At 62.3% G+C, this 16,221-nt stretch carries 15 protein-coding genes and 1 tRNA gene; 9 read left to right on the forward strand and 7 right to left on the reverse strand.

Annotated elements, in window-relative coordinates; genetic code table 11:
• Positions 1-24: 24 nt before the first annotated feature.
• Positions 25-825 (forward strand): transglutaminase family protein, encoded by an 801-nt coding sequence (locus OU26_RS01720; protein ID WP_026646492.1) that lies wholly within the window; start codon positions 25-27, stop codon positions 823-825.
• A 114-nt stretch (positions 826-939) separates the two neighbouring features.
• On the opposite strand, the gene OU26_RS01725 is transcribed toward OU26_RS01720, so the two are convergent.
• Both OU26_RS01725 and OU26_RS01730 read right to left on the reverse strand, forming a co-directional pair.
• Positions 940-1,025: transfer RNA gene (locus tag OU26_RS01725), tRNA-Ser, on the reverse strand.
• Between the two features lie 129 nt (positions 1,026-1,154).
• Positions 1,155-2,021, reverse strand: coding sequence for a hypothetical protein (locus OU26_RS01730; RefSeq protein ID WP_026646491.1), 867 nt, complete (start codon positions 2,019-2,021; stop codon positions 1,155-1,157).
• Between the two features lie 77 nt (positions 2,022-2,098).
• On the opposite strand from OU26_RS01730, the gene nusA reads away from it, so the two are divergent.
• The 5 genes from nusA (at position 2,099) to ribF (ending at position 9,090) form a co-directional block, all read left to right on the forward strand.
• A complete protein-coding gene (gene nusA, locus OU26_RS01735) occupies positions 2,099-3,151 on the forward strand; it encodes a transcription termination factor NusA (RefSeq protein WP_026646490.1) in 1,053 nt (350 codons plus the stop codon).
• Positions 3,152-3,363: 212 nt separating this feature from the next.
• Entirely contained in the window at positions 3,364-6,135 is a 2,772-nt protein-coding gene (gene infB, locus OU26_RS01740) for a translation initiation factor IF-2 (protein ID WP_026646489.1), read from the forward strand.
• Between the two features lie 111 nt (positions 6,136-6,246).
• Positions 6,247-6,750 (forward strand): 30S ribosome-binding factor RbfA, encoded by a 504-nt coding sequence (gene rbfA / locus OU26_RS01745; RefSeq protein WP_026646488.1) that lies wholly within the window; start codon positions 6,247-6,249, stop codon positions 6,748-6,750.
• A complete protein-coding gene (gene truB, locus OU26_RS01750; RefSeq protein WP_026646487.1) occupies positions 6,737-7,795 on the forward strand; it encodes a tRNA pseudouridine(55) synthase TruB in 1,059 nt (352 codons plus the stop codon). Before rbfA ends, truB begins: the two co-directional genes overlap by 14 nt.
• 77 nt (positions 7,796-7,872) lie before the next feature.
• Complete coding sequence (gene ribF, locus OU26_RS01755; protein ID WP_026646486.1) at positions 7,873-9,090, forward strand: bifunctional riboflavin kinase/FMN adenylyltransferase; 1,218 nt, start codon at positions 7,873-7,875, stop codon at positions 9,088-9,090.
• Positions 9,091-9,107: 17 nt separating this feature from the next.
• On the opposite strand, the gene radA is transcribed toward ribF, so the two are convergent.
• Positions 9,108-10,526 (reverse strand): DNA repair protein RadA, encoded by a 1,419-nt coding sequence (gene radA / locus OU26_RS01760; protein WP_026646485.1) that lies wholly within the window; start codon positions 10,524-10,526, stop codon positions 9,108-9,110.
• A 209-nt stretch (positions 10,527-10,735) separates the two neighbouring features.
• Between radA and OU26_RS01765 the strand changes: the two genes are divergently transcribed.
• Positions 10,736-11,392 (forward strand): hypothetical protein, encoded by a 657-nt coding sequence (locus OU26_RS01765; RefSeq protein WP_026646484.1) that lies wholly within the window; start codon positions 10,736-10,738, stop codon positions 11,390-11,392.
• Between the two features lie 170 nt (positions 11,393-11,562).
• Entirely contained in the window at positions 11,563-11,652 is a 90-nt protein-coding gene (locus OU26_RS09810; protein WP_004268639.1) for a 30S ribosomal protein bS22, read from the forward strand.
• Positions 11,653-11,799: 147 nt separating this feature from the next.
• Here the strand turns inward: OU26_RS09810 and rpiA are convergent, their stop codons facing one another.
• The 3 genes from rpiA to OU26_RS10410 form a co-directional block, all read right to left on the reverse strand.
• Positions 11,800-12,501, reverse strand: coding sequence for a ribose-5-phosphate isomerase RpiA (gene rpiA / locus OU26_RS01770; RefSeq protein WP_026646483.1), 702 nt, complete (start codon positions 12,499-12,501; stop codon positions 11,800-11,802).
• Between the two features lie 183 nt (positions 12,502-12,684).
• A complete protein-coding gene (locus OU26_RS01775; protein WP_026646482.1) occupies positions 12,685-13,956 on the reverse strand; it encodes an RNase H family protein in 1,272 nt (423 codons plus the stop codon).
• A 53-nt stretch (positions 13,957-14,009) separates the two neighbouring features.
• Entirely contained in the window at positions 14,010-14,819 is an 810-nt protein-coding gene (locus tag OU26_RS10410; RefSeq protein WP_237743822.1) for a sensor histidine kinase, read from the reverse strand.
• 100 nt (positions 14,820-14,919) lie between these two features.
• On the opposite strand from OU26_RS10410, the gene OU26_RS10415 reads away from it, so the two are divergent.
• Positions 14,920-15,345 (forward strand): hypothetical protein, encoded by a 426-nt coding sequence (locus OU26_RS10415; protein WP_237743823.1) that lies wholly within the window; start codon positions 14,920-14,922, stop codon positions 15,343-15,345.
• A gap of 40 nt (positions 15,346-15,385) precedes the next feature.
• On the opposite strand, the gene OU26_RS01785 is transcribed toward OU26_RS10415, so the two are convergent.
• Complete coding sequence (locus OU26_RS01785) at positions 15,386-16,180, reverse strand: LytR/AlgR family response regulator transcription factor (protein WP_026646481.1); 795 nt, start codon at positions 16,178-16,180, stop codon at positions 15,386-15,388.
• Positions 16,181-16,221: the final 41 nt, after the last annotated feature.

A 16,221-nucleotide genomic window follows, 5' to 3' on the forward strand; every position in this document is an offset into this window, starting at 1 on the left:
CGGCGATAGCGTTGAGGAGACGATGTGAAGAAACTGGTGTTCGATTATGAGATGAAACTCTCGTTCAGCTCGCCTGTGACCGACCATCGTTTCCAATTGCGCTGTATTCCGGCGACCGGTCCGCGTCAACAGGTGATCGATGTGGTCGTCAAGCTCGAACCGGAAACGGAGCTTGAGACCACCATAGACTCCTTCGATTCCGTGGTGATGACCGGGTTCATCCCCGAACCACACACCGTGTTCAATTATTCGGTGACGGGCATTGCCTTCGTGGACAACGCGCATATCAAATCCGAGATATACAAGCCGCTATATCGGTTCAATTCGGCCTTGACGGTGCCGGGGCCCGCCATCGGGAAACTGATCGACATATGCAAGGCCCGTATTGGGACTTTGCCGTCCGACAGCACTCCCATCGACCAAGCCAAGGTAGTGATGGACGAAGTGTACCGCGCGTTCGTCTACACCCCGGCATCCACCACCATCCGCACCACCGCCGAGGAGGCGTTCGCGCAACGCAAAGGCGTGTGCCAGGATTACGCGCACGTTATGCTGGCGGTCTGCCGCCATGTCGGTCTCGCCGCAAGGTACATCGCGGGTTTGCTGTGCGGCGAAGGCGCCACGCATGCATGGGTGGAGGTCTACTATGACGGGCGCTGGATCGGCTTGGATCCGACGCATAATCGCATGGTCGACGACAACTACATCACCATCGCCCACGGCCGTGACTACCGCGACTGCATGCTCGACATCGGCATCTTCTCCGGATGCGATGTGCGGCAGAGCCAGTGGGTGAATGCCTCCGTGCATGAACGGGACGCGTAGTCGCGCATGGGCGGAATATGGACGTCCAATGACATGCGCAAGGCAGTGAACAAGGAATAAACAAGAACAAACAAAAAAGGCTGGAACGCCATTGTTCCAACCTTTATTGCTGTGCGGATAAGGCGAGATTCGAACTCGCGGAGGGGTTCGCCCTCACACGCTTTCGAGGCGTGCTCCTTAGACCGCTCGGACACTTATCCATTCGTTGCCTGAGAACAAGCAACTTGACTATTTTGCCACAGCATCGGCGATTGTCAAATCGATGGTGCTTGGATGGCGGAATTTCAGGCGTGTCACGTTGCACGTCCGTCGCGTCCCTGTTTTGCCCGCTATTGCGCGTCCTTTCCGAACAGCGCCCCGTCGAAGGACGGATAGCCCCAGTCGAGCGCCAATTCGACACGGTCGGCGATCAGCCCGGCAAGCACGCCGAGGGACTGCTCCCTCGCGCTCGTCGATTGCGATTCCGCTGCATTGGAGCTTTTCCCGATCGCGGCGATCTCAGCGCGCGCGCAGTTCATTTCGATGGTGGCGTCGGTGGGTGCCAGGAAGCCGGTCGCCGGATCGACGATCGTGTCGGGATTGGCGAGCAGGTTGGTCGTGTCGTACGTTTTTTTACGGTTGTCGTCGCCGCCGGAGAAAGAAACGAGCCGCTGCGACGTCGTCTTGTGCCGATCCGCGATGTCGAGGGTCGCGTGGCCGATGGAACGTGCGGCGAACAGCGTCATCGCGAATCCGGCCTTGTCCTCGGCCTTGGCCATCGCATCAAGCGATGCGGAATCGACGTCGAGCGATTCGATGTCGTCGAAACGGGACAGTGTGATCGGATCTTCTGCAATCGACAGCTGGTCAGCCAGCGTGCGTGCGATATGCCGTGCCCTCGCGCTGCGCAATGTGCCGTCGGCGAAACGTGACGGGCAGTATGCGGCGGTATCCGTCCATGATGAGATCGCCTGGTGCGCCGCGAAATAGCGCCGGATGACGAGCTGATGTTGGTCAAGTGCGACGGCGTCGTTTTTGGAGGCGTCGAGATACGCTTTTTCGCAGGGACTCTGCTGCTGTTCTGCTTCGTCTTTGCCCGCGATACGCGGCATGGAGCAGGCCGTCAGCGATGACAGCGCGAGTCCGACGCAGAGGATCGCGCAGACGCGTTTCGCGATGGAAAGAACCGGACGAAGGGAAGGGGAACGTGTCTGCATGAATCATTAGAATAATATCCGACTGTGACCATTGGGCCATGCGCTCGGAATAACTTCATATAGGAGGTCTTGGAAGTATGGAACTGGACCTGGCAGGAATGCACCAGCTCGCCGCTGGGCAGGGAATCGATCCCGAGACGCTGGATGCCGCACTCTCGGAAGCATTGCGACTGGCATATCTGAAAACACCGCACGCCGCGAAGCATGCCCGCGTGGAGCTCGATCCGCGCGCCGGAAGCTTCACCGTCTGGGCCCAGGACGAAATTCCTGGCGAACCGACTGAGGACAATCCGCATCCCGCGCCGACCTTGGGCGAGGAATATGACGACACCCCGCATGATTTCGGCCGGCTGGCCGCCGCGACCGCTCGTCAGGTGATCAGCCAGCTGTTCCGCAAGGCCGAGGACGACAAGGTGTTCGGCGCGTTCTCCGGACAGAAGGGCAAGCTCATCACCGGCATCGTCCAGCAGGATGTCAAGGATACGTCCAACGTGCATGTGGCGGTCGGCGACGTTGAGGCGTTGCTGCCGCGCCGTGAGCAGGTGCCTGGCGAACGCTACCGTCATGGTGAGCGCATCCGCGTGTATGTGGTGAACGTGGCTCGAGGCCTGAAGGGACCGGAAATCGTAGTGTCCCGCTCCCATCCGGAGCTGGTTCGCCGCCTGTTCGAACGTGAGGTTCCGGAGCTGGTCTCCGGCGCGGTTTCGATTATGGCCATCGCACGTGAGGCCGGCGCCCGCACCAAGATCGCCGTCCGCGCCAACACCGAGGGCGTCAATCCTAAGGGCGCTCTGATCGGCCCCGGCGGAGCCCGCGTGCGCGCCGTCATGGAGAACCTTGGTCCCGAGAAGATCGACATCGTCGATTGGTCCGCGGATCCGGCGAAATTCGTCGCCGCGGCGCTGTCCCCGGCGGTCGCCACCGGCGTGCAGGTGATCAGCGAGAAGAACAAGACCGCGATCGCCTTCATCCACGATGACCAGCTGTCCCTCGCCATCGGCAAGGAAGGACAGAACGCGCGTCTCGCCGCCAAGCTGACCGGTTGGAAGATCGGCATCGAATCAGCCGAGGCGCATGCCAAGAAGATGGCGGAGCAGGCGGACCATTCCGACGCCGAAACCGCGGAATAAACAACACTTCCAGCAACCAACAAGCCCGTGGGTGTACAATCCACGGGCTTGAGTATGCTGGACTCGACAGTCCAAAGCGCGTCGGCCAAGCTGCCGCGCCCAGGGAAAAGACGAGGTATCACGAACATGGTTGCACGATGAGAAGGAACAAGCTCGCCGTGAATCAGTAGTGGTCGCGCCCGTATGCGCGCGGCCCGGGATAGGAGAATTGAGTGCCGAAAGCACGCGTATATGAACTTGCCAAGCAACTTGGCGTCGATAGCAAAACCGTTTTGAACAAACTTGAGGCGATGGGCGAATTCGTGAAGTCCGCATCGTCCACCGTTGAACCCCCTGTCGCACGTAGGCTGAAAGCCGCATTCGCATCCAACGCGCAGGGCAACGCATCCGAATCCAAGAAGTCTTCTGCGCCGGCTAGGAAGCCGGCTCCGCAGCCTTCCCATTCCGCACCGCGTCCGGGCGCTGCGGCAGGCACGCCGAAGCCGTCCGCGCCGGCTACTCCGAAGCCGCATCGTCCTGGCTCCAGGTCCGAAGCGCCGAAGCCGGGCCAGCGCGCCCCGCGTCCGGGCGAATCCCGTCAGCATGGCAATCGCAACAACGGCAACTCCCCACGTCCGCAGGGAGACGAACGCCATCAGTCCGGTCGTCCTTCGGCCGTGCCGGGACCTCGTTCCCAGCACGGCAACGCCCCGCAGGGCGGCAATGGCGCGAAGCCGCATACTCCGGGACCGCGTCCGGGCAATAATCCGTTCAGCCGCAAGCAGGGCATGCACGCCCCGACTCCCAGCGATATCCCGCGTCCGCATCCGATGGCCCGTCCGACCGTCAACAATGGCGAGGGACGTCGTGGTGGCCGTCCGGGCCAGCGCGGCGGATTCCGTGGCCGTCCGGGTCAGGGCGGAGCGAAGCCGGGACAGTGGGGACAGCATCGTCCGGGCCAGGGCGGTCAGCGTCCCGCCGGCGGCAACCGTTTCGGTGGCAACAGCGGTGGATTCCAGGGCGGCAACAGCGCCCCGAGCAACGGTCCGGCACGTGGCGGACGTGGACGTGGCGGCGCTGCCGGCGCGTTCGGCCGTCAGGGAGGCAAGTCCTCGAAGGCCCGCAAGAACCGTCTGGCGAAGCGTCATGAATTCCAGGAGATGAAGGCTCCGGTCATCGGTGGCGTGCGTATTCCGACCGGCAACGGACAGGAAGTCCGTCTGCGTCAGGGCGCGTCCCTCGCCGATCTGGCCGAGAAGATCAACGTCAATCCGGCGGCTCTGGTCACAGTGCTGTTCCATCTCGGTGAGATGGCCACGGCCACCCAGTCCCTGGATGAGGCCACCTTCCAGATCCTCGGCGAGGAAATCGGCTGGAACATCAAGATCGTGTCCGCCGAAGAGGAGGACAAGGAGCTGCTGCAGCAGTTCGACATCAACCTTGATGAAGAGGAGCTGCAGGAGGACGAGGATCTGAAGCCGCGTCCTCCGGTCGTCACCGTCATGGGCCATGTCGATCACGGTAAGACCCGACTGCTGGACACCATCCGCCGCACCAACGTCATCGAAGGTGAGGCCGGCGGCATCACCCAGCGCATCGGCGCATACCAGGTGACTGTCAACCTCGAGGGTGAGCCGCGTAAGATCACGTTCCTCGATACCCCGGGCCACGAAGCCTTCACCGCCATGCGTGCCCGTGGCGCCGAGCTCACCGACATCGCGATCCTCGTGGTCGCCGCCGATGACGGCGTGATGCCGCAGACCGTGGAAGCCATCAACCATGCGCAGGCCGCGCATGTGCCGATCGTGGTGGCCGTCAACAAGATCGATAAGCAGGGCGCGAACCCGGAGAAGGTCCGCGGACAGCTCACCGAATACGGCCTGGTTCCGGAGGAGTACGGCGGCAACACCATGTTCGTCGACATCTCCGCGAAGCAGGGCACCAACGTCGACAAGCTGCTCGAAGCGGTGCTGCTCACCGCCGACGCGGAACTCGACCTGCGTGCCAATCCGGATATGGACGCCCGCGGCGCCACCGTCGAAGCCCGACTCGACAAGGGTCGTGGCGCGGTGGCCACGGTGCTGGTGCAGTCCGGTACCCTCCATATCGGCGACGCCATCGTGGCCGGCACCTCCTATGGTCGTGTCCGCGCCATGCTTGACGAGAACGGCAAGCACATGAAGGAAGCCGGTCCGTCCACGCCTGTGCAGGTGCTGGGTCTGACCTCCGTGCCGACCGCAGGCGACCTCTTCCTGGTGGCCTCCGACGATCGCACCGCGCGTCAGATCGCCGAAAAGCGTCAGGCCACCGAACGTGCCGCCCAGCTGGCCAAGCGCCGCAAGGTCGTTTCGCTCGAAAGCCTCAAGGAGCAGTTCGCCAAGTCCGAGGTGGATATGCTCAACATCGTCATCAAGGGCGATTCCTCCGGCTCCGTCGAGGCGCTGGAAGATTCCTTGATGAAGATCGAGGTGTCCGACGAGGTCGGCATCCAGGTGATCCACCGCGGTGTCGGCGCCATCACCCAGAACGATGTCAACCTGGCCACCGTGGACAAGGCCGTCATCATCGGCTTCAACGTCCGCCCGAACCGTCAGGTGGCCGATCTGGCCGAGCGCGAAGGCGTGGAGATCAAGTACTACTCGGTCATCTACAAGGCCATCGAGGATATCGAGGCATCCCTCAAGGGCATGCTCAAGCCGGAATTCGAAGAGGTCGTCACCTCCCATTCCGAGATCCGCGAGATCTTCCGCTCCTCCAAGTTCGGCAACATCGCCGGCGTCATGGTTCAGGACGGCGAAGTCAAGCGCGGTACGAAGTGCCGTATCCTGCGCAACGGCATCGCTACCGTCAACGACCTCGAGATCTCCTCGCTGCGTCGTTTCAAGGACGATGTGCAGTCCGTCAAGGAAGGCTACGAGGCGGGCATCAACCTCGGCTCCTTCAACGACATCGAGATCGGTGACATCATCGAGACCTTCGAGATGCGCGAGATCGAGCGCAAGTAGTCGAACGCTTCGTTCTCCGGAACGATAAGACATCAAAAAAGGAACGCCCACAGCCGGTTCACGACTGCGGGCGTTCCGTGATACAACACGAACTTTCATCAAAGGAAACCAATGGCAGGAACCAATCCCCGCGCCGCGCGCATCGCGGCGCTGATCCAGCGCGTGATCGCATCCTCCATGGAGGCGCAGCTGCATGACAAGCGTCTCGCCAACGTGACCATCACCGAGGTGCGCGTCACCAACGATCTGCAGATCGCGAAGGTCTACTGGACCCAGCTCGGCCATGAGGGTCACGAGCAGGGCGAACGCCGCCGCGCGCAGCAGGCTCTGAACCAGGCGAAGGGACGTCTGCGCTCCCTAGTGGGCACCAAGGCCGGCCTGCGTCTCACCCCGCAGCTGGAATTCATCTTCGACGAGGTGCCGGGAGAGGCGCATGAGATCGAGGACATTCTCGCGCTGGCCCGCAAGCGCGACGAGGAGCTCGCCAAGGCGCGGGCCAACGCGCAGTACGCCGGCGACGCCGACCCGTACAAGCATGATGACGAGTCCGACGATGACGATTTCGACGATGACGATGACGTCGAAGTCGAGGATTGGGACGATGACGAAGCCTGATATCTCCGGCCTGCTGGTCATCGACAAGCCGCGTGGCATCACCAGTCACGACGTCGTCGCCGCCGTGCGGGGAGCGCTGCACATGAAGCGTGTCGGCCATGCCGGTACGCTCGACCCGATGGCCACCGGAGTGCTGGTGGTCGGTTTCGGCAACGCCACCCGTCTGCTCAACTACATCGTTGACCACGACAAGACGTATCTGGCCACCATCAGGCTCGGCCAGCGCACCGACACGGACGACGCGGACGGCGAACTGCTGCCGATGGAACGGATCGCGACTACGTTTCCCTCCCGTCGGACCGTCGAGAAGACCATCGCCGAACGTTTCACCGGGCGCATCGAACAGGTGCCGAACTCCTATTCGGCCATCAAAATCAACGGCCAGCGTGCATACGATCTGGCACGCGAAGGCAAGGATGTGGATCTCAAGGCACGTCCGGTGACCATTTCGGAATTCCACGTCTCCGCTGTGCGCTACGGCTATGCCTCGTCCGCACGCGCGGGCGCTCCACTTGCCGTAGCGGCCGATATTTCCCCGGATGAGGCTTGGAAAGCCGGCACGGCGGAACCAGGCATGCAGCCGGTTATGGAAATCGATGTGCGGGTGGCCTGCTCGGCGGGCACCTATATCCGTGCGCTGGGCCGTGATCTAGGCGAGGAGCTCGGTCTCGGAGGCCATCTGACGATGTTGCGGCGCATCCGCGTCGGACGATTCTCGGTGGACGCACCGAACGTCATGACCGCGCATGCGGAATCCAAAACCTTCACCAATCGTGATGGCGTCGAAGTGACACGCAACCGTGCGGTGCTCGACGACGCCGACCATGCGGCCGACCACGCGCTCGACCTGGTCGCCAGCGCCGCCGTCTCCATGGACATGCTGCCAGTGAGCGGACGGGAGGCGACGGACCTGCGGTTCGGACGCAGAATCGCCCGGGATATCCGCGGAACCATGGCGGCATACGTTCCCGAAACCAACGATTTGGTCGCGATCGTCGAACGGGCTAAAAAAGGCGAGGCCAAGCCGGTCGCGGTATTCAACTGAACCATGGGCCGGCCCGAACCGTCATATGACGGACCGGCGGATCGACAGACAGAGACAAACCACAACAAGAAGGACATATGAAAACGATCACGCTTACCCCCGATGCCAACGGCATGGTGGATTGGCCAACCCTGAGCAACGACAAGAAATCCGTGGTGACCGTCGGGTCTTTCGACGGCATGCATCAGGGCCATCAGGCGGTCATCCGCCGTGTGGCCGAACTCGCCGAGCAGGAGAAGGCGTTCTCCGTGGTGGTGCTGTTCGATCCACGCCCTGCGATGGCGCACGCGTATGCGGCCCAGCATGACGGTCAGGATCCGGAAGCCGGCGTGCGCGACGCCGAAGCGCTGACCAGCGTGGACGAGCGCCTGCGCGCCATCGACGCCATCGGTGTGGACTACACGCTCATCGTGCGCTACACGATGGCGTTCGCGGCGAAATCGTACCGTTTCTTCCTCGGCCAGCTGGTCGGCAAGCTCGGCATGCGCACGTTGGTGCTCGGCTCCGACGCGGCCATGGGCGCGGAACGCGCGGGGAACGTGAAGGCCATTGAGAATCTTGCGCTCGCCACCGGCGTGTTCCAGCTGGATGTCGTGAACGATCTGGGACCGGGGGAGACCCGTGTGCCCGTCAACGCCAAGCCCGTCATGCCATCGGAGCCCGGCGAGCCCTCCGATCCGCTGGAAGGCGCCACGAAGGCCGAACGCCGCGCGTGGAGCAAGAAGCACCAGGCCAAGGCGGTTCGCGTGTGGAGCTCCACCAATGTGCGTTATCTGCTGGGACGAGGCCGCATCAAGGACGCCGACGCGATTCTCGGACATGCGCACGCCGTGGAAGGCACCGTGGTGCATGGCGAGGAACGTGGCCGCACCATCGGATTCCCCACCGCCAATCTCAGCGAGAACGTGGAGGGATACTTGCCAGTAGACGGCGTGTACGCCGGATGGCTGGTCGATCTGGGGGAGAAGCCGGCCGAAGCCGAAGAGAAGCCAGAGGACGGCGTATCCCGGCAATATGATTCGTCCTCGACGAACGCGCGTCTGACTGCGCAATCGCCGTATCGTTGGCCTGCCGCCATTTCCATCGGCACCAAACCCACATTCAACGAAAACGGCGACGCGCAGCGCGTGGTCGAAGCCTACGCCATCACCGACGATTGGCTGGATCTGTACGGCCATCAGGCACGTGTGGAATTCGTGGGCTTCCTGCGTCCGCAGATTAAATTCGATTCAGCCGACGACCTTGTCGCCGAGCTGAAGCGCAACGTCGAGGAGACGAAGCGTCTCACCGCGTGACGTTGTAGACGGTCCGGTTATCGCAGAATCGCCGACAGTGCGTCCTGCAGCGTATCCACCTGCACCACGCCCAATCCCGGTATCGCAACGTTCTTGCGCAACGTCGGCACGACGGCGGTGGTGAAGCCCAGCCGGGCGGCCTCGCGAAGCCGATATTCCAGACGCGGCACCGGACGCACCTGGCCGGTCAACGAGATTTCGCCGATCGCGCATGTCGTGCGGGCGATCGCCTTGGATTTCGCGGCGCTCGCCAAAGCCGCGGCAATCGCCAGATCGCAGCCCGGCTCGCGTGCCTGTCCGCCGGCGATCGTGGAAATGTACAGGTCGTTGGACAGCAGGTTGATGCCGCCGTGACGGTACAACACCGCCACCAGCATGGCGATGCGGTTGGAATCCACGCCGTTCGCGGCACGTCGCGGCGTCGGCAGCACCGATTTGGTGACGAGCGATTGCACTTCGATCGGCAGGCTGCGGTGGCCGTCCAGCGTGAACGTCACGCACGTGCCGTCCACCTGGGTTGTCTGCGCGCCGTTGCCGGTGGACAGGAACAGGCCGGACGGGTCGGTCACCTCCTCGATGCCCTCGCCGCTCATGTCGAAGCATCCGACCTCATCCGTCGGCCCGAAACGGTTCTTCACCGCGCGCAGCATGCGCAGCGCGGTCTCGGCGTCACCTTCGAACTGGCAGACCACATCCACCAGATGCTCCAGCGTGCGAGGGCCCGCGATCGAGCCATCCTTGGTGACATGCCCCACCAGCAGCACCGGAATATCAAGCTTTTTGGCGGTGTCGATCAACGCGCTCGCCACCTCGCGCACCTGCGTGGAGCCGCCGGAGATGCCGTCGACGTCCTGCGAGACGATGGTCTGCGCCGAATCGACGATGGCCAGCGAAGGCTTGAACCGTTCGATGAGCCCCAGCACCGTGGACAGATCGGTGGTGGAGGCGAGCAGCAGATTCGGTTCCATCGCGCCGATGCGTGACGCACGCATGTGTACCTGCGCCTGCGATTCCTCGCCTGAGATGTACAGCACGGTGTTGCGTTCGCTTGCGAACGCCGTCAGCCGGGCCACGTTGCCCGCGGTTTCCAAAAGCAGCGTCGATTTGCCGATGCCCGGCTCGCCGGCGACCAGTGTGACCGATCCGGGCACGATGCCGCCGCCAAGCACGCGGTCGAATTCCGAAAATCCCGTGGCGATACGTGAGACGTTCTCCGTGCCTATTTCGGTGATCGGCCTGGCTTCGGATGCCGTGACGGGTTGCGGTTGCGTGCGGGACGTGCGTCCGGGTGCCGCGGTGCGGACGCCCGCCGATGGACGGGCCTCATGGAATTCCTCGATAGTGCCCCATTGGCCGCATTCGGGGCATCGGCCAAGCCATTTCGGGCCGCTCCAGCCACATTCTGAGCAGAGGAATTGTGAGGACGTCTTTGCCATACGGCCGACAATACGGAGGTTTTGGGACAAGCTGTTCGCGGGCGGCATAGCGGACGACATGGAAGGTCGTATGCGGGGCTATGCAAGGAGGTGCGTAAAACCATGTGGAAGGCACGATGAGCAAGGTCGCTCCGGACGTTTCGACATGGGCTTTTCCGTTCTCTTGAGGGCGCCCGTGCGAGTCTTATGTCTGTGAAACAATAACAAGCATGTCTGATACGCAGAATTCCTCTTCCCATGGCAAATTGATCGCCGCCGTCCTTGCCGCGGCTCTTGTGGTCGTGCTCGCGCTGGTCTCCGCATTCGTGTGGCCCGGCTGGGCGCTGAACAAAGGCAACGGATCCGCCCAGTCCGGACAGCAGACCTCAAGCTCGTCGACCGGGACCAAGTCCGGCGGCAAGTCGAAAGGCGCCGCCAATGAGCCGACCACGCCGTCCATCGACGCCGTGGCTTTGCCGGATGGAGCCAGCGAGCTGCTCAAGGCCATGCCGGATTCCGTGTTGAACTTCGCGCGCATCAAGGCCGACGAAGGCACGGCGTGGTCCAGTGCTTCCCCGGTCGAGGAATACACGCTGACCTATTCCACCGGCAAGACGGCGCAGGACATCACGCTTGAAGCGGCGCAGTGGTCCGACGCGAATAAGGCGAAGACCCAGTACGACACGCTTGCCAAGGCGTTGACCGGCAAGGAGCTGGCAAGCGGCAACGTGAAGGTGTCCGGCAAGAACACCGGCACGTACAGCGTCAATCTCGACAACAACGACGACAGCAAGGCCGTCGCCGTGTGGCAGAACGATACCGTGGTGTTCTACGCCACCGGAGCCAAGGCTTCCGTCCAGCGTTTCTACCAGCAGTTCCCCCTGTGATTCGTGGGGGAGGCTGTGGTCGGATCGTCGCCGTCGCATGATGGAACGGTCGTGAATAAGGCACGATTTTCCACCATATGAATGCATGGGCGCGTATTCGTCCCCGAAGCGGTGTAGTATTGGGCAAGTTGCAAACTTTTACCCTTTGAGTTTAAGGAACGGAGGCTGAGATGGGCTCGGTCATCAAGAAGCGCCGCAAGCGCATGAGCAAGAAGAAGCATCGCAAACTGCTTCGTAAGACTCGCCACCAGCGCAAGTAGTCTTCAGACGCGTGTGAAGCGTCCGCTCAAAACAAAATCCCGCATCTCCTTTCGGAGGCGCGGGATTTTTGCTATGTGATTCTGTGTGATTCCGCTATACGCGGCCGACGGAGGTTCCGTCGGCCGACCGGAATCACTTTCTGTGAGTCACTTCTTGTTCGGATTATCCAGGATGCGCGGGCCGTTCGGGTCGCCGACGATGACCTGGTCCACCATATTCAGGAACAGGCCGTGCTCGACCACGCCGACCGTGGTGATGAGATCCTGTGCGAGTTCCTGCGGATGGTCGATGCGGTCGAGATGCAGGTCGACCACGAAGTTGTTCTCATCGGTGCGGACCTCCTTGCCGTCCGCATCCAGACGCAGCACCGGCTTGTAGCCCTTGGCCTCGAACTTCTTGATGACCTGGCCTGCGCCGAACGGAATCACCTCGACCGGCAGCGGGAACTTGCCGATGGTGTCGACGACCTTGGACTCGTCCACAATCCACACGATCTTGTTGGAGTTGGTGGCCACGATCTTCTCCCACAGCAGAGCGGCGCCGCCGCCCTTGATGCCGTTGAAGTTCTTGTCCACTTCGTCGGCGCCGTCGATGGTCACGTCGATGTGGTCGACGTCATCGATGTCAACGATCTTGATGCCGTAGCCTTCGGCCTGTTCCTGGGTGCGGCGGGAGGTGGTGACGCCCGTGAACTCGAGGCCCTCCTCTTTGACGCGACGGCCGAGCTCGTCGACCAGGAAACGCACGGTCGAGCCGGTGCCCAGACCTGCGATCATGCCACTGTGAATCAGCTTTGCAGCCTCGATGCCGGCCGCCTTCTTCAGCGCGTCCTGCTGTGCCTTGTCCATGATCCTCCTTCGATATGGGGTTAAGACCGTCTCCATACTATCGGATGCGTTGATTTTCGGGGCGGAAATGGTGTGGCTTGCGTCGTTCGTACGCAGATGTGGACATGGATTGTTTCACAAGGTGTTTCACGATGGGTTCCATGGTGGAACCTGTGATATGCGTGGCATTGCGCGGCCTTCGGATCAGCTGTGCTTGACCGCGAACGGCGCTTCGTCCAGTATCAGCGTGCCATCGCCGTCCACATATCCCTCCACTGCGATGTAGCCACGGATCAGGCGCGGCTTGCCGTCGAAGGTCGGGCTGGAATTCGGCGGGGGAGAGAAGCGCACCGTGCCCGATACCGACAGGCCCGATGGGCTTTTGCGATGCGGCAGTTTCGGCAGATTCCGCGATTGCCTGGCGTCTTCCGTGGCCGTCTGGCCGGTTTGAGAAGTCGTGGCGTCGGTTTGATCCGGCTTCGCGCTGTTTTCCGTTTCGTCCGATTCCGAACCGGTTTCCGAGACGTCCGTTCCATCCTTTGCGGCCTCGTCCTCTTCGCCGTCCTCGCGCGGGAAGTAGTCATGTTTGACCAGCATCTGCGCATACGATTGGTGCGGTTCTTGCGATTCCTCCGTGGACGAGCCTTCGGCGGACGGTTCCGCTGCGGAAGCCGGGCCAAGCGCCGTCGTCTCCACCGCATCGTCGGCTTCCGTCGCGTCGCCATCGGACGATTGGCCGAAATCCGCAAGATCGTCGGGAACGCCTTCCGGCTGTGCCAGCATGTCGGCGATCGAACGCGGCTTCGCGCCGCCGTCCGCGCCATTCGCGCCGTGAACGCCGGAATCGGAGGAGGAATCGCCCTGCCCGCGTCCCATGTGGTATTCGGCGGCGCTGATCGTGCCGTCCATCAGCATGCGCGCGTCCTCGGGAACATCCGTGCCGCGCGAATACTCGGAAGCCAGCAACGACTTCCAGCCTTCCAACGGCAGATAGCCTTCGCGCACGTGCGAACGGCAGTCGCCCGCGTAGGTGCGTGCAAGCTCGTCCACCTTCTCATTGCCGGCATTGCCCGCGTGTCCCTTGACCCAGACGAAGCGCACCGAACCGGCTCTGTGCCCGATCTCGTCATCGATGGCGCGAATCAGGTCGGCGTTCTTCACCGGTTTCTTCTGTGAATTCTTCCATCCATTGCGTTTCCAACCCTGCACCCACTTGGTGGAGCAGTTGATCGCATACTGCGAATCGGTTTCGATTATGAGTTCCTCGGAACCGGGATGTGCGCGCAAGGCCTCCAGCACGGCGCATAGCTCGCCGATCTGGTTGGTGCCGTTCGTGGCGCCGCCGGCATCGCAATCGCCGGCATGCTCGTGTCCTGGCCGTCCGCCCGCGGCGGGTTCATGGTCGGCCCATGCCCAGCCCATCGGGCCGTTCGGGTTGCCAAGAGCGGAACCATCTGTGGAAACCGTAATCGTCATGCCTTCTACCCTACGAAAGCCGCGCGACGCGAAGCATCCGGTCGTATCGCACGTCAATCATCCAGACACAACATGACGGAGGCGCGGAACACACCGTCGCCGTAATCGAACGTGGCCGTGCCATGATGCCGCTCGGCGGTCTCGCGCACGGTGGCGGTGCCCAGTCCGTTGCCGCCATGCTTCGTGGAGGCGAAGCCGTCGTCGATCCGTGTGATGTCGGTTTTGTCGGCATCGTAGGTGTTGTCCACCGTGATGAACAGCGCCGATGGCGGACCGGGACGGTATTGGACGCGCATTTTTAGCCGTTTGCATCCGCTGGTCTGCCGGGTGATGGCGTCCGTGGCGTTCTCCAGCAGATTGCCGACCATCGAGCAGAGCTCCGCGTTGTTGATGCCGATGTATTGCGGAACCGACGCCTTGACATCCACGTCCGCTCCCAGATGCCGGATCCAGTCGCAGTAATAGACCAGCACGGCGTTGAGCGACGTGTGCTCGCAGTACTGCATCGGCGCCGGCTGCAGCAGATGGTGCTTCGACGCCTCCTCCAGATACGAGCGGATGCCGTCCATGTCGTCGTCGGCCGCCAGCGCCTGCAGGGAATGGATGTGGTGGCGCACATTGTGCTTGATCTGACGCGCCTCCCGGATGCGTTCGTCCATATGCTGCAGCTGCAGCGTCTGCATGGCCTCGTAATGCTCCCGCCTGTGCGCCTCGAGCAGGCTGTCCGACTGCTTGATCATGTACCAGATAAGGAAGTACGCCAAAGCCATGAACAAGGTGTAGAACACCGCCACGGTGAACGCTATCTCCAGCACGCGCGCGTCCAGCAGCGACGAATTGTCTGCGGGCAGGCACCACACCACGATCGATGTGGAGATGAAGGGGGAAAAGCCAGATGGTCCGCCAGAAGTCCTTGTTGATGGACGGGGAGTCGAAGGTGCTTGGAATGGAGTCGTGCAGCGGATGCCACAGGGAGAGCAGCGCGACGATGTCAAGCAGCAGCAGGGTGGTCAGTCCCGGCCAGCCGACGCGCAGATTGACGGATTGGGTGCCGAGCGCCGCCACGTCGATGACGAGCGACACATAATAGATGATCGCCACCATGTAGGATGCGGTGGCCACGATGAGCAGCAGTTGCCTCCATGGCAACTCGGACAGCCATTTGAAGACCAGCAGCACGATTGGCGTGGTCGGAAGGACCGTCCACAGCGAGGGGATGTTCAGTGCGCAGCACAGCGCTCCGCACAGCAGGAACCAGATCAGGCCGGAGAGCATGATCAGCGCGCCGCTGCGACGGGGATTGTCCATATGGTCCCACGCCATGATGAGACACAGCGCCAGTCCTGCAAGCGCGTTGAACTGCTCTCCGACGGCGAAGAACAGGGATGATGGGTTGATCTGGGCGAGGTCCGCGAACAGGATGTGCATGTCAGTCCTCCGTCCGCATGCGGGTGAACGTGTATTCCGCATATGCGCGGCAGGTGGAGGTCACCATCGTCTTCGTGATGGGGATGCGTCTGCCGCCTTTCATGACGAATTGCGCGTTGACGATGCCGGACACGTAGTCGAAGTTGACGAGCACGCCGCGCGCGGTGCGGTAGAAATTGTCGAAGACGGTGAGCCGTTGTTCCACGTCGGAGAAATTGGTGCGGATGCGGGTCCGCGTGCCGTCCGAGAAGGTGAATTCCACGTAGTGCGCGTTGGACAGCGCGCAGACGATGAGCCGCCGGTCCATGGTGATGGCGGGATTGCCGAACGCCACATGCCAATTGGGATTCACAGTGCCGGGCGTCCGCGCCGTACCCGGATGTGCGGATGGGAATCTCGATTCGAGTTGTTTCCCGACGTGTTCCATGGTGGCGTCGAAGGTTTTGCGGTCGACGGGTTTGAGCAGGTATCCGCTTGCCTGCACCTCATAGCCGAGCACCGCGAAATCGCTGCTGGATGTGATGAACACGATCGCGCAGTCATCGTCCTGCCGGCGAAGCAGCCGCGCTATGTCCAGACCGGTGGCGGCGTGCGGCGATGCCTCGTCGTCGGTGAGATAGCAGTCGAGCAGCAGCAGGTCGTATCGCTTTTTCCTCCAGCTTGCGATGAATGAGCCCGCGTCGGCGAAGGAGTCGCAGACCATGTCCCCACCATGTCCGTGGCCGAAATAGTCCGCGCACATGGCTGCAATCTGCTCGCGTTCGGCGGCGTGGTCCTCGACGATGGCAATGCGCACGTTCCCTCCTTCCGGTGATTTCCGGCTGACATGCGTTGTCC

Origin of the sequence: Bifidobacterium ruminantium DSM 6489 (assembly GCF_000770925.1) — a bacterium.
Classification (GTDB): domain Bacteria; phylum Actinomycetota; class Actinomycetes; order Actinomycetales; family Bifidobacteriaceae; genus Bifidobacterium; species Bifidobacterium ruminantium.